The sequence below is a fragment of the Streptomyces sp. NPDC101225 genome, from assembly GCF_044767585.1.
Lineage (GTDB): Bacteria > Actinomycetota > Actinomycetes > Streptomycetales > Streptomycetaceae > Streptomyces.
In genome coordinates, this window is record NZ_JBIWOE010000002.1 from 20,116 (window position 1) to 37,399 (window position 17,284).

The window sequence follows — 17,284 nt, forward strand, 5'->3', positions numbered from 1 at the left end:
GTCACAGGGCAGTCCCGAAACGCGTTTGTTCTGTAACGGTGGGGGCCCCGGCGGAACGTGCGCCCCCGGCCTGCGCCAGGATGTCGGCAACACATAAGGCATCTGGAGGGGAACCCAGAAATGAGTCACAACCAGCCGGGCCCGTACGGCGGGCAGCCCCAGCAGCCCGGACCGTACGGCCAGCAGGGACCCTACGGCCAGCAGCCGCCGCAGGCGCCCCAGCCCGGCTACGGCTACCCCCAGCAGCCGCCGGCCCAGCCGGGCTACGGCTACCCGCAGCAGCCCCCGCAGGGCGTGCCGCCCCAGCAGCCCGGTTACGGATACCCGCAGCAGCAGCCGTACGGCCAGCAGCCCTACGGCGCCCCGCAGCCCCCGCAGTCCGGCGGCGGCGGCAAGAAGGCCGGCCTGATCATCGGCGCGGTCGCCGTGGTGGCGGCCATCGCGGTGGGCGCGTACTTCGTGATCGGCGGCGGCTCCGGCGGCGGCGGTGCGTCCGTCGCCGACGACGGCGCGCACAAGCTGACGACGCCCGCGACGGTGATCGACGGTCAGTACAAGAAGTCGGAGAACGGCGGCTCCAGCGACAAGATGACCGACGACGACAAGGCCGACTTCGAGAAGTGGGGCGTGCAGAACCCCACCGACGTCAGCGCCGGTTACCAGAAGGGCACCGGGCTCAGCGCGTCCAGCCTGTCCTTCAGCGGCGTCTACGGCACCATCGACGACCCGGAGGCGGTCGTCGACGCGATGTTCGCCAAGGTCAAGTCGGAGTCCCAGAAGGACCAGAGCGGCGACAGCAGCAAGGGCAAGATGCTCGGCAGCCCCGAGAAGGTCTCGCCCGCGGGCTTCAAGAACGGCATCATGAAGTGCCAGGTCGCCCAGATCGAGAACACCGACTCGTCCAGTTCGAGCGCCGGTGCGGCGAAGACCATCAAGATGCCGATGTGCATCTGGGGTGACCACAGCACCGTCGCCGTGGTCACGTCCTTCGGCTTCGCCGAACTCGCCAGCGGCAAGGGCGGTTCGATCGACGACACGGCGGCCACCGCGGCCAAGCTGCGCAACGACGTCCGCGTCAAGGCGTAGCCGCGACGACGTGGGAAGGGCCCGGCGCTGTGGCGCCGGGCCCTTCTTCACGTACCTGTACGGGCGTTACGCCGTCTTCTGCTCCCCCGGCCCCCGGCCGTTGCGGGCGTCGCGCGGGATGAGTGTCGGGTTGACGTTCGAGTGGACCACGTCGGCCGTGACGACCACGCGGGCCACGTCCTTGCGGGACGGGACCTCGTACATGACCGACATCAGGACCTCCTCCATGATGGCGCGCAGGCCGCGCGCGCCGGTCTGGCGGAGGATGGCCTGGTCGGCGATGGCCTCCAGGGCCTCGCGCTCGAAGTCCAGTTCCACACCGTCGAGTTCGAACAGGCGTTGGTACTGCTTCACCAGCGCGTTACGCGGCTCCACCAGGATCTGGAGCAGCGCCTCGCGGTCGAGGTTGTGGACCGAGGTGATGACGGGGAGGCGGCCGATGAACTCGGGGATCATCCCGAACTTCACCAGGTCCTCGGGCATGACGTCCTCGAACTGGTCCTTGGCCTCCAGCTCGCGCTTGGAGCGGATCGTCGCGCCGAAGCCGATGCCCTTCGCGCCGGCCCGGGACTCGATGATCTTCTCCAGGCCCGCGAAGGCACCGCCCACGATGAACAGCACGTTCGTCGTGTCGATCTGGATGAACTCCTGGTGGGGGTGCTTGCGTCCGCCCTGCGGCGGGACCGAGGCCGTGGTGCCCTCGAGGATCTTCAGCAGGGCCTGCTGGACGCCCTCGCCCGACACGTCGCGTGTGATGGAGGGGTTTTCACTCTTCCGCGCGACCTTGTCGATCTCGTCGATGTAGATGATCCCGGTCTCGGCCTTCTTGACGTCGTAGTCGGCCGCCTGGATCAGCTTCAGCAGGATGTTCTCGACGTCCTCGCCGACGTAACCCGCCTCCGTCAGCGCCGTCGCGTCCGCGATCGCGAACGGGACGTTCAGCATGCGGGCCAGGGTCTGGGCGAGCAGCGTCTTGCCCGAGCCCGTGGGGCCGAGCAGCAGGATGTTGGACTTCGCCAACTCGATCGCGTCGTCACGGCCGTTGGCCCCGCCGTTCTCGCCGGCCTGGACGCGCTTGTAGTGGTTGTAGACCGCCACCGAGAGGGCCTTCTTGGCGGCCTCCTGGCCGACCACGTAGCCCTCGAGGAACTCGTAGATCTCGCGGGGCTTGGGAAGCTCCTCCCAGCGCACCTCGCTGGTCTCCGCGAGCTCTTCCTCGATGATCTCGTTGCAGAGGTCGATGCACTCGTCGCAGATGTACACACCGGGCCCTGCGATGAGCTTCTTGACCTGCTTCTGGCTCTTGCCGCAGAACGAGCACTTGAGCAGATCGCCGCCGTCACCGATGCGTGCCACGGTGTGCTTCCCCTTCGCCTGGGAGACGCCTAGATCCAGCGGCTCCTGGTGCTGCCTTCATCCGACGGTACCTTGCCGAGCCCCCCGTTCGGGCCCCCCTTGGCGCGGTTCACTTCGACGTGCAGCGTGTCAAAGCACACCAACCGTGCCAAGGGGCGGCAGACGATACAGCGTCCGTGTCCCTCCGTGTCAGCGGACGGACGCGTTGTTCATCTTCCGGGTGGAGATGATCTGGTCGATCAGGCCGTACGACAGCGCGTCCTCGGCCGTGAGGATCTTGTCGCGCTCGATGTCCTCGCGGATCTTCTCGATCGGCGTGGTCGAGTGCTTGGCCAGCATCTCCTCCAGCTGCGACCGCATCCGGAGGATCTCGTTGGCGGCGATCTCCAGGTCGGAGACCTGACCGCGGCCCGTCTCGCTGTAGGGCTGGTGGATCAGCACGCGGGCGTTCGGCAGCGCCATGCGCTTGCCCGGCGTACCGGCGGCCAGCAGGACGGCGGCGGCGGACGCCGCCTGGCCCATGCAGACCGTCTGGATGTCGGGCTTGACGAACTGCATCGTGTCGTAGATGGCCGTCAGCGCGGTGAAGGAGCCGCCCGGGCTGTTGATGTAGACCGAGATGTCCCGGTCGGGGTCCATCGACTCCAGGCACAGCAGCTGCGCCATGACGTCGTTGGCGGAGGCGTCGTCGATCTGCACGCCGAGGAAGATCACCCGCTCCTCGAAGAGCTTCGCGTACGGGTCGTACTCGCGGATGCCCTGCGAGGTGCGCTCGACGAAGCGCGGGATGACGTAGCGGGACTCGGCGGCGGGCCCCGTGTACTCGGCGCGGGTGCGGTCGTACAGGCCGCTGCCGGGGAAGTCGTTCACTGTCTGTCTCCTAGGAGCTGTGGCGGTCGGCTGGGGGCTGTCCGGAGGGCCTCAGGCCGCACCGGTGCCGCCGCCGCCCGGCATTCCGGCGGCCGTCGGGATGACGTCGTCGATGAGGCCGTACTCCTTGGCCTCGAAGGCGTCGAACCAGCGGTCACGGTCCGAGTCGCGGGTGATCTGCTCGACCGACTGGCCGGTGTGCTGCGAGGTGAGCTCGGCCATGCGCTTCTTCGTGTGCAGCAGCCGCTCGGCGTGGATCTTGATGTCGGAGGCCGAACCGGCCAGACCGGCGGAGGGCTGGTGGATCAGGATCTCGGCGTTCGGCAGCGCGAAGCGCTTGCCGGGGGTGCCCGCGCTGAGCAGGAACTGGCCCATCGAGGCCGCGAGGCCCATGGCGATGGTCACCACGTCGTTCTTGATGAACTGCATGGTGTCGTAGATCGCCATGCCGGCCGTGATCGATCCGCCGGGGCTGTTGATGTAGAGGTAGATGTCCTTGTCCGGGTCCGCGGCAAGGAGCAGCAGCTGTGCGGTGATCTTGTTCGCGATGTCGTCGTCGACCGGCTGGCCGAGGAAGATGATCCGCTCGTTGAGCAGCCGGTTGTAGACCTGGTCGCCGAGGCCACCACCGATGGAAGGCTCGCCGGCGGCGGAGGGCATCAGATTCGTCACGTATCCACCTGCTCGTCTTACGACGGCGCCGGGCCGTCTTCACGTGTTCCCATCCGGGGGGCTGGGCAGTCCGGGACTTCCCTGCCCCCGTACTCATGGACCCTAACGCGCTGGTCCCTTCGGGGAATCCCGGAGAGTGGGGTGTTCGCCGGGGGCGTAGCGCCTGCGGACGCGGGGCCGGCGGCACTCCTCCACCGTACGACGACGGGCCCCCGGGGGCGTGTCCCCGAGGGCCCGTCCTGGGACCTGCCAGGCGCCGTGGGCGTCAGCCCTCGGTCTTCTCGTCGGCGTCGGCGGCGCCGGCCTCGGCGGCGACGTCGGCGGCCGACTCGGTCTCGTCCTCGTCGTCGAGGTCGACGACCTCGCCGTTGGTGTCCTTGACCGTGGCCGACTCGACGACGACCGCGAGGGCCTTGCCGCGGGCGACCTCGCCGACCAGGAGCGGAACCTGGCCGCCCTCGACGACGGCCTGCGCGAACTGGTCGGGGGACATGCCGGAGGAGGCCGCGCGCCGCATGAGGTGCTCGGTGAGCTCCTCCTGGTTGACGTTGAGCTTCTCCTGCTTGACGAGCTCGTCGAGGACGAACTGGGTCTTGATGCCCTTGACCGCGGCTTCCTTGGTCTCGGCGTCGAACTCCTCCTCGGTCTTGCCCTGGATCTCCAGGTACTTCCCGAGGTCGAGGCCCATCTGGCCGAGCTGGTGGTGCTCCAGGTTGTGCTTGCGGGTGTTGATCTCGTCCTCGAGCAGCTTCTCGGGGACGGGCACCTCGACCAGCTCCAGCAGCTTCTCCAGGACGCGCTCCTGGGCCTGCGTGGCCTGGTCGTACTGCTTCATGTTCTCCAGGCGCTTGCGGCTGTCCGCCCTGAGCTCCTCGAGGGTGTCGAACTCGGACGCCAGCTGGGCGAAGTCGTCGTCCAGCTCGGGCAGTTCACGCGCGGCGACCTGGGTGACCTTGACGGTGACCTCGGCCTCCTTGCCGGACGCGGAGCCGCCCTTGAGCTCGGAGGTGAAGGTGGCCTCGCCACCGGCCTCCAGGCCCTTCACGGCGTCGTCGATGCCGTCCAGCAGCTCGCCGGAGCCGATGGTGTAGGACACGCCGCTCGCCACGCCGTCCTCGAGGACCTCGCCCTCGACCTTGGCCTCCAGGTCGATCGTGACGACGTCGCCGTCCTCGGCGGCACGCTCGACGGGCGAGGTCGACGCGAAGCGCTCACGCAGCTGCTCCACGGACTTCTCGATGTCCTCGTCGGTCACCTCGACGGCGTCGACCTCGACCTCGATGCCGGAGTAGTCCGGGATCTCCAGGGCGGGGCGGACGTCGACCTCGGCGGTGAAGTTCAGCGTCTCGCCGTCCTTCAGATCCGTGATGTCCACCTCGGGCTGGCCCAGGACGTTCAGCTCGGCCTCGTTGACCGCCTCCGTGTAGAACTTCGGAAGCGCGTCGTTGACCGCCTCCTCCAGGACCGCACCGCGGCCGAACCGCTGGTCGATGACGCGCGCCGGGATCTTGCCCTTCCGGAAGCCCTTCACCGTGACCTGCTGGTTGATCTTCTTGTACGCCGCGTCGAGGCTGTCCTTGAGCTCCTCGAAGGGCACCTCGACAGTGAGCCGAACCCGGGTCGGGTTCAGGGTCTCCACGGCGCTCTTCACGGTTCGGTCTCCTTGTGGCTGACTTCTGGGTTTCTGCCGGAGCCAGACTGGTCCGGCGGATTTCGCCGCCCGGAGGACTTCGTAGAGGAGAGACACACGGGCGTGCAGCTTGCATAGTAACGGCAGCGGCGACACGCCCCAAAGGCGATCACGTGACACGATCACCCGGGGTGATCGGGCCCGAGGCCGGTGTTGACCGGTGCCGACCGATGCCGGCCGGTACCGACCGGCGCTGGTCGGGGTGGCGGGATTTGAACCCACGGCCTTCCGCTCCCAAAGCGGACGCGCTACCAAGCTGCGCCACACCCCGTCTGGTGCGACACGTAGGGTACATGCCCGCGGCCAGTGCGGACGCCGTATTTCCGGGGCGGCGGCTGCGGGCCGGTGCGGGCGGGGAAGGGGTGTGCGCCGAGCGCGTCCGACCCGCTACGATGCATACCGCGGCACGATCACCGATGCGTGGCGCACGTTGTGCGGGCGTAGCTCAATGGTAGAGCCCCAGTCTTCCAAACTGGCTACGCGGGTTCGATTCCCGTCGCCCGCTCTGTACGGCCCAGGCCCGGGCAGCGGGTATTCACCCGCTGCCCGGGCCTGAGCCCTTTCAACGGCCGGATCGGTCGACCTGTCGTATCGTTCCCGGTCGTTGTGCGAACAAGGGGGAGGGAACATGAGCAGGTCCATCGGGCGAAGACACATGGTGGCGCTGGCCTCGCTGGCCGTCTGCGCGACTGCGTGCGGCGGCGGGCACGCCGAAGGCGCCTCGACGCCGAGCGCGACGGTCGGCCGGGGCGCGGAACGGAGTGCGCGTGTGCTGACACAGCGGCAGCTCGAAGATGCCGTCGTGGACGCGCACGACCTTCCCGGGGTCCAGGTCGAAGAGGTCGGGGCGGGCACGCAAGGCGCGGGCAACGGCGTCATCCACGCCGCACGCCGCACGACCACCGAGCCCTCGCTGTGCGCTCCGGTCAGCGCCGCGGTGGACGGGGCCAGTGGTTACAGCCCCGTGGGCAGCGTGCAGCGCGTCGCGGGCGCAAAGGGCCGCTCCACGCTCCTCACCCTGGTGTCGTACCGCTCCGCCGACGGCGTGCGGGTGATCAACGAGCTTCGCACGGCCTTGAAGTCCTGCACGGCGTACACGGCGGGCCCCATGAAGGCCGCCTACGAGGATGTCGAAGCCGTCGACGGCCCACCGCAGGGCGACGACGGGGTCGCTTTCCGGCTCAAGCTGACCGTGGAACCCGGCGAGGACGGCCTGAAGCTCCCCATCAGCGTGATGGCGGTACGGCACGGCTCCACCCTGGCGATCTACAAGGCGCTGTCCGACGCTCCGGGAACGTCTGCGAGCATCCCGAGCGATCTCGTCGACGCCCAGTCGAGAGTGCTGGACGCCGCCGTGCACACCACGCGGTAGCCCTGCCCGGACCGCGAGGCGCGGGGCGACCGCGGCACCACCCGGATCGGCTCAGCGCCTGCGGTGGCTCATCCACGAGAGATCTTCACCGCTGTTGCCCACGGCTCCGCGCTTCCAGGCGCGCAGATCGCGCCGCACCTCCCGCGCGTCGATCTCCATGCTGCGGCTGTCCCGGTTCCTGCTGCCGCGGTGCCGTGCGCGTCGGTCGATGAGGACGCTGTAGGCGAGGAAGCCCAACAGGACCAGCGCTGCGGGCACGAGGAGAATCATGCATCCGATGGTCCGACCGCTCACCTTCGCTGTCCAGTCCGGAGGGCCCGGTCGGAGGCCGGCGCGGCTCAGAAACTGATCGAGTTGATCGTCTCGGCTATCGAGTTCAGGAACCGGTTGATGGACGGCGCCATGCCGGTGGAGGCCAGGAAGAAGCCGAAGAGGATCGCCACGATGGCGGGGCCGGCCTTGATCGAGCCTCCCCGGATCAACACCACCAGGATGATCGCCAACAGAAGCACCACTGACAGTGAAATGGCCACAACTGATCACACCCTAGGTCGGTCCGCTCTCCCGGCCCGGGGGTGCCGGCGCCCGCGCACCCCCGCCAGAACCATCGTGCCACCAACGAGGCCCTGGTATGCGACACCTGAGGCATCGTCGGGCACACCGTGTCGGACCTCTGCCCCGAGCGTGTGGCCGCGGCCCGCGGGCGGGTCCAACTCGGCCCGCCCGCACAGCATTTCGAGGAAGCACCCGCACAGGGAATTCGGTGGGCCCGTTTCCATTTCCCCACAACGCGTTCGCAGGCATTTCGAATGGTCGCCACAGATACCCGACAGCCGTCAACGACCGGCCCTGCAAAGGCGAATGAAGTGGACATTCCACCGGAGTCGCCTCCAGGTCATATGCCCCGTTTAGTCGGGACGAGTCGTGACAACCAGGACATGTAATGGTGTGCCGACCATCACCCGCACAGGGAAGTCGACTTCCCTTAATACTGGGTACTCGAAGCCAATAAGCAGGAAAGACGTGGGGAGTTTTACGACAACCCACAGACGACGCTAGGGTTCCTCAGATGTTTCACGCTGCCTCGTCCCCCGCATGTGCAGCGAGGTCCGGGACCGCCTCCCCCCGTTGTCGGGGGGAGCGCCTGTGACGAACTCGTTGCCGCCGCACGGCCACAACAGCACACCGCTCCCCGCCGCAGACGCCCCGGCCTCCGGAGCGCCGGCTCCTCGCCGCCCCCCGCAGGACCAGCAGGCCCCGCCCGCCAGATCCGGGAAACAGCGCGACGCGTTCTTCGACAACGCGAAGTACCTGGCGATCCTGCTGGTGGCCATGGGCCACTCCTGGGAACCGCTGAAGGGTGACAGCCGCATCCTGGAGGCCGCGTACACCGTCGTGTACGCCTTCCACATGCCGGCCTTCATCATCATCTCCGGCTACTTCTCGCGCAGTTTCGACATGCGCCCCGACCGCCTCAGGCGCCTGGTCACCGGCGTCCTGGTGCCCTACGTCGTCTTCGAGACGGCGTACTCCCTCTTCAAGCGCTACGGCGATCACGACCCGGGCATGGACATCAGCCTGCTCGACCCCTGGTACCTCACCTGGTTCCTGGTCGCGCTGTTCGTCTGGCGCCTGACGACACCCCTGTGGAAGAACCTGCGGTGGCCGCTGCCGGTCGCGCTCGGCGTCGCGATGCTGGGCTCGGTCTCGCCGGAGATCGGCAACGACCTCGACCTGCAGCGGGTGCTCCAGTTTCTGCCGTACTTCGTGCTGGGTCTGTGCATGCGGCCCGAGCACTTCCAGAAGATGCGCACACGGGCGACGCGGATCGCCGCGGTGCCGGTGTTCGCGGCCGCCCTGGCCTTCGGCTGGTGGGCGGTGCCGCGGATGAACGCCGCGTGGTTCTACCACCGCGACGCCGCCCAGGAGCTGGGCGCCCCGTGGTGGACCGGACCGGTCATGGTGCTCGCGCTGTTCGGCTGCTCGCTGCTGCTGACCGCGTGCTTCTTCGCCTGGGTGCCGCGCCGCAGGACATGGTTCACCGCGCTGGGCGCGGGCACGCTGTACGGCTACCTGCTGCACGGATTCGTGATCAAGGCCGGTGACTTCTACGGCTGGTTCGACCACGGGTGGCTGCACGGGCCGCTCGGCGAGATCGCGGTGACCCTCGCCGCGGCCGCCGTGGTGACGGCGCTGTGCACGGCTCCCGTGCGGCGGACGTTCAGGTTCGCGATGGAGCCCGAGATGACGTGGGCCTTCCGGCGCGACGCGTCGGAGCCGGCCCGCGAGCGCGAGAAGCAGCAGAGACAGCGCGAGACGGCGAACGTCTAGCGCGAGGGCTGCCCCAGACCGAGAAGTGTGCGCATCCGCGCGTACTTCTCGGTCAGTCGTGTGCGGGTCGCCTCGTCGTCCAGGCGGGCGAGGCGGGCCGGATCGGCGTTGTGCGCCAGGTCCGCCTCCTTCACCAGCAACGCGCCCGGCGTGGCGAGGATCCGCCCCGCGTACTCCTCCGGCGTCTCCCCCGCCCGCTTGGTGACCGCCCGCACGATGTCCTTCGTACGGCGGCTCAGCGCGGCCTCCTCCAGCCACCGCGCGGAGAGCGCGTCGTCCTCGACGGCGTCGTGCAGCCAGGCCGCCGCGATCTGCTCCTCGTCGCCGCCGCGGGCGCGGACGCCTCGCGCGACGGCGCTCAGGTGCTCGGCGTAGGGCCGTCCCGCCTTGTCGGTCTGCCCCGCGTGGGCGGCACGGGCGGTGGCCTCGACGTCGGCCAGGGTCATCGGCGTTCGGGATTTTCCGGTCACTCGTCCAGTGTCTCCCCGCGCAGCGCCGCGCGGGCCGGGAGGGTCGCGGCCGTCACCCCCAGGACGACGATCGCGCCGGCGAAGCAGCCGTAGACGAGGGGCGGGACGTACGGTCCCCGTCCGGTCAGGCCCTTCGTCATCGGGACCAGGGTGGCCAGCGCGATGGCCGTGCCGAGCGCGATGCCCGCGACGGCGACCAGCAGGGCCTCCCAGCGGATCATGCGCAGCACCTGGCGGCGGGTGGAGCCGATGAGGCGCAGCGTGCCGAGTTCGCGCCGGCGGTCCAGGACGGTCATCACCAGCGTGTTGACGGCGGCGACGGCCGCGAAGCCGCCGAGGACGCCCGCCATCACGGAGTTGGCCCAGGCGTTGAGCTCACGGTCGAGGGAGCGGGCGGTGGTGTAGCCGCCGCGGTCGAGGACGGTACCGAACCGCCCCAGCCCGGCGGCCGTTCCGCCCTTCGTCCACAGCTCGGTGTCGTAGGCGGAGGTGACGTGCGGGGCGAGGTCGGCGTGGGCCATCGTCACCTGGGACAGTCCCATGCCGCGCCCGTAGGTGGCCGCCACCACCGGGGCGGCCCTGGTGCCGTCGGGCAGCCGGAGGTGGAGGCGGTCGCCGACCTCGACGTGGGCGTTGCCGGCGAGCCGGGCGTCGATCGCGATCTCGCCGCGCTGCAGGGACAGCCGGCCGTGCCCGACGTCCAGGTCCTGCACCGCGGCGAGGCCGCGGGCGGTGCCCGTGACGCCCTGCGCGGAGGCCGGCTCCAGGCCGCCCGGGGCCGGGACCAGTACGGAGGTCCTCAACAGGCCCACCGCCGCGGTGACTTCGGGGCTGCGCCCGGCCTGTCGTACGGCGTCCCGCGGCAGGCCCGGATCGGCGGTGACGATGTGGTCGGCGAGGACACCGGCGTGCTGCTGGTCGGCGGTGACGCGTTCGGTGCTGGTCTGCATGAAGATCAGCACCGACGAGAACGCCATGGCGAGCACGATCGGGGTGATCGCGGAGGCCAGACGGCGGGCGTTCGTCCGGGAGTTGGCGGCGGCGAGCGCGGCCGGGGCGCCCGCCCCGCGCAGTGGCAGGCCGAGCAGGCAGGCGCAGGCGCGGGCCACCAGCGGGCCGAGCAGTGCCACGGCCAGCATGAACAGGAAGACGATGCCCAGGGCCGCGTTGGCGGCGTCCTCGCCGGTCAGCGAGGCGGACAGTGCCGCGCAGACGCAACCGCCGGCCGCGGCGGCGATGCCGAGGGGCGTACGGATCCAGCCGACGCGCAGCCGCTCCACGGAGGCCTCGCTCAGCGCCTGGCCGGGCTTGATGCGCGAGCTGCGGTGGGCGGCCGCGTAGCCGGAGAGCAGCGCGGTGAGCAGGACCGCGCCGGCCGCGGAGACGAGGGGGATCCAGGAGACGGACAGGCCGACCGCCTCCGGCACGGCGCCCTTGTCCCGCAGCTGCCCGAACCACCAGCGGGCCAGGGCGATTCCGGGCAGGCAGCCGAGTGCCCCGGCCAGGGGCGCCACCAGGAGCGCCTCGGTGGCGATCGTGCGGCGGACCTGGCGCGGAGTGGTGCCGATCGCCCGCAACAGGGCGAACTCACGGGCCCGTTGGCCCACGGCGAGGGCGACCGTACCGGCCGCGGTGAACATGGCCACCAGGGTGGCGACGCCGCCGAAGGAGCCGCCGATTCCGACGAGCGTCTCCCTCGCCTCGCCGAGCGAGGGGTCCTCGACGGTGCCCCGGTCGTCGCCGGTGTGCACGGTGGCGTGCCTCCCGAGCGCGTGCGCCACCCGGGACCCGAGGGCGGCGGTGGAGACGCCGGCCTCGGGGAACACCACGACGGCGTCGATCCGTCCGGGGTGGCCGGACAGGCGTACGGCCTCGTCGTCGGCGAACCAGGCCGCGGGGTCGGGGGTGCCGGCGACACCCGAGACGCGGTAGGAGCGCGTGCCCGCGGGGGTGGTGAGGGTGAGGTGCGAGCCGACCGCGGTCCTGCCGCCGGCCACGACGACCTCGCCCGGCCGCGGCGGGCGGCCGGCGGTGAGCTTCTCCCCGGAGAAGGCGGTGGAGGCCCAGTTGTGGACGCTCAGGGGGCCGTGCGGGCCGCGGCCCGGGAAGGTGACGTCGGCGACGGCCGTGCGGGCGCCGGGCGCCGCGGCCGCCTTCGCCACCAGGGAGGCGTCGAGGCGGGCGCGGTCGGGCAGCGGCTCGCTGTCGGCGTCGTCGCCGTGGCCGTAGGGAGCGGTCTGGGCGGCCGCGGCCACCACGGGGGCGGCGGCGTAGCGGGCGGGCGGGACGGTGGCGCGCAGGCCGGTCTCCAGCAGGATGCCGCAGGCCGACACGACCGTCGCGGCCATCATGAGCGCGACGAACGTACCGGCGAACCCCGCGGGGCGGAAGCGGAGCGCCGCGCGGGCGAGGCCGTTGGGGGTGAGCATCACGCCGCCGCCGGTGCGGGGGCGGGGCGCGCGGTCAGAGCCGTCATGCGGGCGGCGATCCGGTCGGCCGGAGCGCGGTCCAGCCGGTCGGCGATCTCGCCCTGGGCGAGGAACAGGACGTGGTCCGCCCAGGCGGCGGCCGAGGGGTCGTGGGTGACCATGACGACCGTGGCGCCGTGGGCGTCGACGGCCCGCCGCAGCAGGGAGAGGATCTCGGCGGCGGTCGTGGTGTCCAGGGCGCCGGTGGGCTCGTCCGCGAAGACCACGTCGGGCCGGGTGACCAGCGCGCGGGCGATCGCGACGCGCTGCTGCTGGCCGCCGGAGAGCTGACCGGGGCGGCGGCGGGCCTTGTCCGCGAGGCCGACCTGGGCCAGGACCTCGGCGGCGCGGCGGCGGTCGGGGCGGCGGCCCGCCAGGCGCGTCGGCAGGACGACGTTCTGCTCGACGGTGAGCGACGGCAGCAGGTTGAACGCCTGGAAGACGAAGCCGAGGCGGGTGCGGCGCAGCGCGGTGAGCCTGTTCTCCTTCATGCCGGTGATCTCGGTGCCGCCGAGCCGGACGGTGCCGGAGCTGGGCCGGTCCAGGCCCGCCGCGCACTGCAGGAAGGTGGACTTGCCGGAGCCGGAGGGCCCCATCACGGCCGTGAAGCTGCCCCGGGGCAGGCTGAGGTCGATGCCGCGCAGGGCGTGCACGGCGGCGCCGCCGCGGCCGTAGCGCTTGCGGACTCCGTGCAGTTCTACGGCCCAGTCGCCTGACATGCCTGTTTCCTTCCGGTCCGGGGTGGTGCTTCGAACCTACGGACCGCGGGGTGGGGCGGGCGATGAGGGCGGCAGGCGGATGCGGGCGGGGGTAAACCCCACCCGCCGTCCTCCGGATGCTCAGCGCGGGGCCGGCGGCCGGGCGGTGACCGTGGGCCCCTCGCGGCAGATGAGCAGCAGCGCGCGGTCGTCGTTGACGTCCTTGGCCACCGCCTCGATGAGGTGCCAGGCGGCGCCGTGGAAACCGCCGGCGACATAGCGGTCGGCCTCGCCGGTGAGGCGGTCGATTCCTTCCACGATGTCGCGGTCGGAGGTCTCCACGAGGCCGTCCGTGAACAGCATCAGCACGTCGCCGGGGCGCAGCGAGCCCTTCACGGGGTCGAACTGCGCGCCGTCGTAGACGCCGAGGAGCGGGCCCTCGGCGGCCTTCTCCTCCCAGCGCCCGCTGCCCGCGCTGAGCTGGAGGCCCGGGGGGTGCCCGGCGGAGTACAGCTCGTAGTCCCCGGAGTCGAGGTCCAGGACGAGATGGATGGAGGTGGCGAACCCCTCCTGCCAGTCCTGGCGCAGCAGATAGCCGTTGGCCGCCGGGAGGAAGGCGTGCGGGGGCAGCGAGCCCAGCAGGCCGCCGAACGCCCCGGACAGCAGCAGCGCCCGCGACGCCGCGTCCATGCCCTTGCCGGAGACGTCCGTCAGGACGACCTCCAGCGTGCGGCCGCCGCCGGTGCGGGCGGCGACCACGAAGTCGCCGGAGAAGGACTGGCCGCCCGCCGGGCGCAGCGCCATCTCGCGGTGCCAGCCCACCGGCAGCGTCGGCAGCTTGCTCTGCACCCGGATGCGTTCGCGGAGGTCGAAGAGCATGGTGCCGCCGCGCCGCCAGGGCACGCCGACCCTGCTGCGGAACTGTGCGATGAGCAGGCCGAAGAAGCCGCAGGCGGCGACGACCAGCACGACGCCCGGGGTGACCCCGGACGAGCCCTGGGTGTAGGGCCCCAGCTTCACCGACTCCACGATCAGCGCCGTGGCCGCGGCCGCGTACAGCCCGAGCAGGCTGGCCGGGCGCAGCAGCAGCCCGCCCGCCACGATCGGCAGCACCAGCACGGCCGGGGAGCACCACACGGAGTTGGCGAGCGTGACGGCCGCGATCACCGGCACCATGAGGAGCAGCCCCGCCAGCGCGACCCAGTCCGAGCCGTCCCCGCGGAAGTAGTCGACGGCGCTTCTGCGCAGGCCGACGCGGACCCGGTGCCACTGCATCTTCAACCGGGCCGTGAACGTCTCGGCTTCCGCGCGCCGCTCTCGTCCTGCTGCCATCAGTTCGGGACCCTATCCATCGGACCAGCTGCTTGGCACGGGAGGTCCCACTTGTCCCCCGTCCGAGGTTCAACTTCACAGTGAACTTCACAGAAAGCCGTCGCGGGCCCGCGAGGACGAAATTCCCTCGCTCGTCCCGCAATGCCCTGGTAGGCATGGTTCATGGCGACTGACTTGCGCGTGCTGCGGCAGGACGACTGGGACGAGTGGTACGACACCTTGCTCCGTGCCTTCGGTGGGGTCCCGGAGCCGGCCGAGGAGCGCGCGTTGTTCCGCGAACTCACGCAGACGGACCGCTCCCTGGGCGCCTGGGACGACGATACGTGTGTGGGGACGGCGGGGGCATTCCGTTTCCGGCTGACCGTGCCCGGAGGTGCGGCGGTGCCCGCGGCGGGCGTGACCATGGTCAGCGTGGCCGCCACGCACCGGCGGCGCGGTGTGCTGACGTCCATGATGCGGCGGCAGTTGGACGACGTGCGCTCCTGGGGCGAGCCGCTGGCCGTCCTGACCGCCTCCGAGCCCGCGATCTACGGCCGGTTCGGGTACGGCGTCGGCACGTTCCACGTCAACGCCGAGATCGACACGAGCCGCGTACGGCTGTCCGTACCGCCCGGCACCGATGACGTACGGCTGCGGTACGCGTCGCCCGCCGATGTGCTCGGCGCGTGCGAGGCGGTGTACGCCCGGCTGGTGCCGCGGCGTGCGGGCATGCTGGCGCGGCTGCCGGGCTGGGAGCGGCTGTGGCTGCTCGACCCGGAGAGCGAGCGCGACGGCGCGTCACCGCTGCAGTGCGTGCTCGCGGAGCGGGACGGCGAGACCGTCGGGTACGCCCGCTTCCGGATCAAGCCGGGCTGGGAGCCGGCGGGCCCCAGGGGCACGGTCGTCCTGCAGGACCTGGAGGCTCTGGACGCGGCGGCGCACGCGGCGCTGTGGCGGTTCCTGTTCGACATCGACCTGACGTCGAGGGTGAGCACGCGCGGGCGGCCGGTCGGCGAGGGCTGGCAGCATCTGGTCTCCGACATCCGCCGCTGCTCACTGCTCGTGCGGGACTCGCTGTACGTACGGCCGGTGGACGTCGGGGCGGCGCTGGAGGCGCGCGCGTACCAGGCGCCGGTGGACGTGGTGCTGGACGTCGAGGACGTCTTCTGCCCCTGGAACACCGGGCGTTGGCGGCTGACCGGCGACACGAAGGGCGCGTCCTGCGCGCGCACCGAGGACGCGGCCGATCTCGCGCTGTCCGTACGGGAGTTGGGCTCGGCCTATCTCGGCGGCGTGACCCTGGACGCGCTCGCCGCGGCCGGGCGGGTGCGGGAGCTGCGGCCGGGCGCGCTCGCGGAGGCGTCGCTGGCCTTCGCGTCCACCGCGGCGCCGTGGCTGCCGCACGGGTTCTAGGGGGGTGTTCCCCTCCGCACGGGTGCTCGCCGTCGTGCGGGCCGGAGGCCGGCGGGGCGTCAGCCCCGCTGGCAGGTGGGGCACCAGAACAGATTGCGGGCCGCGAGGCCGGCGGTGCGGATCTCAGTGCCGCAGATGTGACAGGGCAGCGTGGCCCGCCGGTAGACGTACACCTCGCCGCCGTGGTCGTCCACGCGCGGCGGGCGGCCCATCGCCTCCGGCGTGTGCTCGGGGCGGACGGTGTCGATGCGGTTGTTGCGGACGCCCTCGTGCATCAGCCCGACCAGGTCGGCCCAGACCGCGTCCCACTGGGCCGGGGTGATGTCCTTGCCCGCGCGGTAGGGGTCGATGCCGTGCCGGAAGAGGACCTCGGCGCGGTAGACGTTGCCGACGCCCGCGATCACCTTCTGGTCCATGAGCAGGGCGGCGATCGTCGTACGGCTGCGGGAGATCCGCCGGTAGGCCGCGCGCGGGTCGGCGTCGGCCCGCAGCGGGTCGGGGCCGAGCCGGCCGTGGACCGCCCCCTTCTCGGCGTCCGTGATGAGCGCGCAGGTCGTCGGTCCGCGCAGATCGACGTACGAGGTGTCGTTGGCGAGCCGCAGGCGGACCGTGTCGGTGGGCGGCGGGGCGGGGGCGTCACCGAAGGCGACCTTGCCGAACAGACCGAGGTGGATGTGGACCCAGTCGGTGTCGCGGAAGCCGAGGAAGAGGTGTTTGCCGTGGGCCTCGGTGCGGGTGAGCCCGGCGCCGTCGAGCAGTGCGGCGGCGTCGGAGAACTTGCCCTGGGGGCTGGTCACCCGCGGTGCCGTGCCGATGAAGCGGTCGGCGTAGTCGGACGCCAGCCGGTGGATGGTGTGCCCCTCTGGCACGGTGCCTGAGTCCTTCCCGCCCCTGCGCGGGCGTCAGCCCTGCTGCGGGTGGTGCGCCGGGACGGGGGGCAGTTCGCCGGTCGTCTCGTACTCCGCGAGCATGTCGATCCGGCGGATGTGGCGCTCGTCACCCGAGAACGGGGTGCCCAGGAAGGTCTCGACGAACTTCGTCGCCTCCTCCGTGGTGTGCATACGGGCGCCGACCGCCACGACGTTGGCGTTGTTGTGCTGACGGCCGAGCGACGCGGTCTCCTCGCTCCAGGCGAGCGCCGCACGCACGCCCTTCACCTTGTTCGCCGCGATCTGCTCGCCGTTGCCGGAGCCGCCGATGACGATGCCGAGGGACTCGGGGTCCGCGGCCGCACGCTCGGCGGCCCGCAGGCAGAAGGGCGGGTAGTCGTCCTGGGCGTCGTAGATGTGCGGGCCGCAGTCGACGGGGTCGTGGCCTGCCGCCTTGAGCCACTCGACGAGGTGGTTCTTGAGTTCGAAGCCGGCATGGTCGGAGCCGAGGTACACGCGCATGACTCCGAGTGTGACACGGGTCCCGGCGGGCGGCAGCCCCGGGTGCCGATCAGGGAAAACCATGACGTCGACCACAGAACCTCAAGGAAACCTCAAGTAACAATCCCGTTTCGAAGGTTCACGAATCCCTCAACCTCCGTTTCACTGGTCCGGCCC

16 protein-coding genes and 2 tRNA genes are annotated in these 17,284 nt (G+C 71.1%); 5 read left to right on the forward strand and 13 right to left on the reverse strand.

Annotated elements, in window-relative coordinates:
- The first annotated feature begins 120 nt into the window (after positions 1-120).
- Positions 121-1,086 carry a hypothetical protein gene (locus ACIRPX_RS02865; protein WP_404187514.1) on the forward strand — a complete coding sequence of 322 codons (966 nt, stop codon included), beginning with the start codon at positions 121-123 and terminating at the stop codon, positions 1,084-1,086.
- Between the two features lie 66 nt (positions 1,087-1,152).
- Here ACIRPX_RS02865 and clpX read toward each other — a convergent pair whose 3' ends face one another.
- The 5 genes from clpX to ACIRPX_RS02890 form a co-directional block, all read right to left on the reverse strand.
- The gene (gene clpX / locus ACIRPX_RS02870) at positions 1,153-2,442 is read right to left on the reverse strand and encodes an ATP-dependent Clp protease ATP-binding subunit ClpX (RefSeq protein ID WP_404187515.1); all 1,290 of its coding nucleotides are present in this window, start codon (positions 2,440-2,442) and stop codon (positions 1,153-1,155) included.
- A 189-nt stretch (positions 2,443-2,631) separates the two neighbouring features.
- Positions 2,632-3,312 (reverse strand): ATP-dependent Clp protease proteolytic subunit, encoded by a 681-nt coding sequence (locus ACIRPX_RS02875; protein ID WP_016435180.1) that lies wholly within the window; start codon positions 3,310-3,312, stop codon positions 2,632-2,634.
- A gap of 51 nt (positions 3,313-3,363) precedes the next feature.
- Positions 3,364-3,972 carry an ATP-dependent Clp protease proteolytic subunit gene (locus ACIRPX_RS02880; RefSeq protein ID WP_055570713.1) on the reverse strand — a complete coding sequence of 203 codons (609 nt, stop codon included), beginning with the start codon at positions 3,970-3,972 and terminating at the stop codon, positions 3,364-3,366.
- 277 nt (positions 3,973-4,249) lie between these two features.
- Entirely contained in the window at positions 4,250-5,635 is a 1,386-nt protein-coding gene (gene tig, locus ACIRPX_RS02885) for a trigger factor (RefSeq protein WP_404187516.1), read from the reverse strand.
- 233 nt (positions 5,636-5,868) lie between these two features.
- Positions 5,869-5,945 (reverse strand) — tRNA-Pro (locus ACIRPX_RS02890).
- 163 nt (positions 5,946-6,108) lie between these two features.
- Here ACIRPX_RS02890 and ACIRPX_RS02895 point away from each other — a divergent pair.
- A tRNA-Gly gene (locus ACIRPX_RS02895) sits at positions 6,109-6,179 on the forward strand.
- A 123-nt stretch (positions 6,180-6,302) separates the two neighbouring features.
- Complete coding sequence (locus ACIRPX_RS02900; protein WP_404187517.1) at positions 6,303-7,046, forward strand: hypothetical protein; 744 nt, start codon at positions 6,303-6,305, stop codon at positions 7,044-7,046.
- 51 nt (positions 7,047-7,097) lie between these two features.
- On the opposite strand, the gene ACIRPX_RS02905 is transcribed toward ACIRPX_RS02900, so the two are convergent.
- Positions 7,098-7,316: a hypothetical protein gene (locus tag ACIRPX_RS02905; RefSeq protein ID WP_404187518.1), complete on the reverse strand. Its 219-nt coding sequence runs from the start codon at positions 7,314-7,316 to the stop codon at positions 7,098-7,100.
- A gap of 68 nt (positions 7,317-7,384) precedes the next feature.
- Positions 7,385-7,579, reverse strand: a complete 195-nt coding sequence (locus tag ACIRPX_RS02910) for a hypothetical protein (RefSeq protein ID WP_026178055.1) — start codon at positions 7,577-7,579, stop codon at positions 7,385-7,387.
- A gap of 613 nt (positions 7,580-8,192) precedes the next feature.
- Between ACIRPX_RS02910 and ACIRPX_RS02915 the strand changes: the two genes are divergently transcribed.
- Positions 8,193-9,377: an acyltransferase family protein gene (locus tag ACIRPX_RS02915; protein ID WP_404187519.1), complete on the forward strand. Its 1,185-nt coding sequence runs from the start codon at positions 8,193-8,195 to the stop codon at positions 9,375-9,377.
- Here ACIRPX_RS02915 and ACIRPX_RS02920 read toward each other — a convergent pair.
- The 4 genes from ACIRPX_RS02920 to ACIRPX_RS02935 form a co-directional block, all read right to left on the reverse strand.
- A complete protein-coding gene (locus tag ACIRPX_RS02920; RefSeq protein WP_404188241.1) occupies positions 9,374-9,823 on the reverse strand; it encodes an HD domain-containing protein in 450 nt (149 codons plus the stop codon). The two genes, ACIRPX_RS02915 and ACIRPX_RS02920, sit on opposite strands and share 4 nt — an antisense overlap.
- Positions 9,824-9,843: 20 nt before the next feature.
- On the reverse strand, positions 9,844-12,276 hold the full coding sequence (locus ACIRPX_RS02925; RefSeq protein WP_404188244.1) for an FtsX-like permease family protein: 2,433 nt from the start codon (positions 12,274-12,276) through the stop codon (positions 9,844-9,846).
- The gene (locus ACIRPX_RS02930; protein WP_404187520.1) at positions 12,276-13,034 is read right to left on the reverse strand and encodes an ABC transporter ATP-binding protein; all 759 of its coding nucleotides are present in this window, start codon (positions 13,032-13,034) and stop codon (positions 12,276-12,278) included. Before ACIRPX_RS02930 ends, ACIRPX_RS02925 begins: the two co-directional genes overlap by 1 nt.
- A 120-nt stretch (positions 13,035-13,154) precedes the next feature.
- Positions 13,155-14,345 (reverse strand): PP2C family protein-serine/threonine phosphatase, encoded by a 1,191-nt coding sequence (locus tag ACIRPX_RS02935; protein WP_404187521.1) that lies wholly within the window; start codon positions 14,343-14,345, stop codon positions 13,155-13,157.
- 162 nt (positions 14,346-14,507) lie between these two features.
- On the opposite strand from ACIRPX_RS02935, the gene ACIRPX_RS02940 reads away from it, so the two are divergent.
- Complete coding sequence (locus ACIRPX_RS02940) at positions 14,508-15,737, forward strand: GNAT family N-acetyltransferase (RefSeq protein WP_404187522.1); 1,230 nt, start codon at positions 14,508-14,510, stop codon at positions 15,735-15,737.
- A 59-nt stretch (positions 15,738-15,796) separates the two neighbouring features.
- Here ACIRPX_RS02940 and ACIRPX_RS02945 read toward each other — a convergent pair whose 3' ends face one another.
- Both ACIRPX_RS02945 and ACIRPX_RS02950 read right to left on the reverse strand, forming a co-directional pair.
- Entirely contained in the window at positions 15,797-16,606 is an 810-nt protein-coding gene (locus tag ACIRPX_RS02945) for an Fpg/Nei family DNA glycosylase (RefSeq protein ID WP_404187523.1), read from the reverse strand.
- A gap of 33 nt (positions 16,607-16,639) precedes the next feature.
- Positions 16,640-17,128 (reverse strand): ribose-5-phosphate isomerase, encoded by a 489-nt coding sequence (locus ACIRPX_RS02950; RefSeq protein ID WP_404187524.1) that lies wholly within the window; start codon positions 17,126-17,128, stop codon positions 16,640-16,642.
- Positions 17,129-17,284 lie beyond the last annotated feature (156 nt).

Excerpts from the sequence above, each read along its gene's own strand:
- ACIRPX_RS02905 (WP_404187518.1), bottom strand. The coding sequence starts at position 7,316 with ATGATTCTCCTCGTGCCCGCAGCGCTGGTCCTGTTGGGCTTCCTCGCC.
- ACIRPX_RS02930 (WP_404187520.1), bottom strand. The coding sequence starts at position 13,034 with ATGTCAGGCGACTGGGCCGTAGAACTGCACGGAGTCCGCAAGCGCTAC.
- ACIRPX_RS02880 (WP_055570713.1), bottom strand. The coding sequence starts at position 3,972 with ATGCCCTCCGCCGCCGGCGAGCCTTCCATCGGTGGTGGCCTCGGCGAC.
- ACIRPX_RS02920 (WP_404188241.1), bottom strand. The coding sequence starts at position 9,823 with ATGACCCTGGCCGACGTCGAGGCCACCGCCCGTGCCGCCCACGCGGGG.
- ACIRPX_RS02940 (WP_404187522.1), top strand. The coding sequence starts at position 14,508 with ATGGCGACTGACTTGCGCGTGCTGCGGCAGGACGACTGGGACGAGTGG.
- ACIRPX_RS02865 (WP_404187514.1), top strand. The coding sequence starts at position 121 with ATGAGTCACAACCAGCCGGGCCCGTACGGCGGGCAGCCCCAGCAGCCC.
- ACIRPX_RS02925 (WP_404188244.1), bottom strand. The coding sequence starts at position 12,276 with ATGCTCACCCCCAACGGCCTCGCCCGCGCGGCGCTCCGCTTCCGCCCC.
- ACIRPX_RS02950 (WP_404187524.1), bottom strand. The coding sequence starts at position 17,128 with ATGCGCGTGTACCTCGGCTCCGACCATGCCGGCTTCGAACTCAAGAAC.
- ACIRPX_RS02935 (WP_404187521.1), bottom strand. The coding sequence starts at position 14,345 with ATGGCAGCAGGACGAGAGCGGCGCGCGGAAGCCGAGACGTTCACGGCC.
- ACIRPX_RS02900 (WP_404187517.1), top strand. The coding sequence starts at position 6,303 with ATGAGCAGGTCCATCGGGCGAAGACACATGGTGGCGCTGGCCTCGCTG.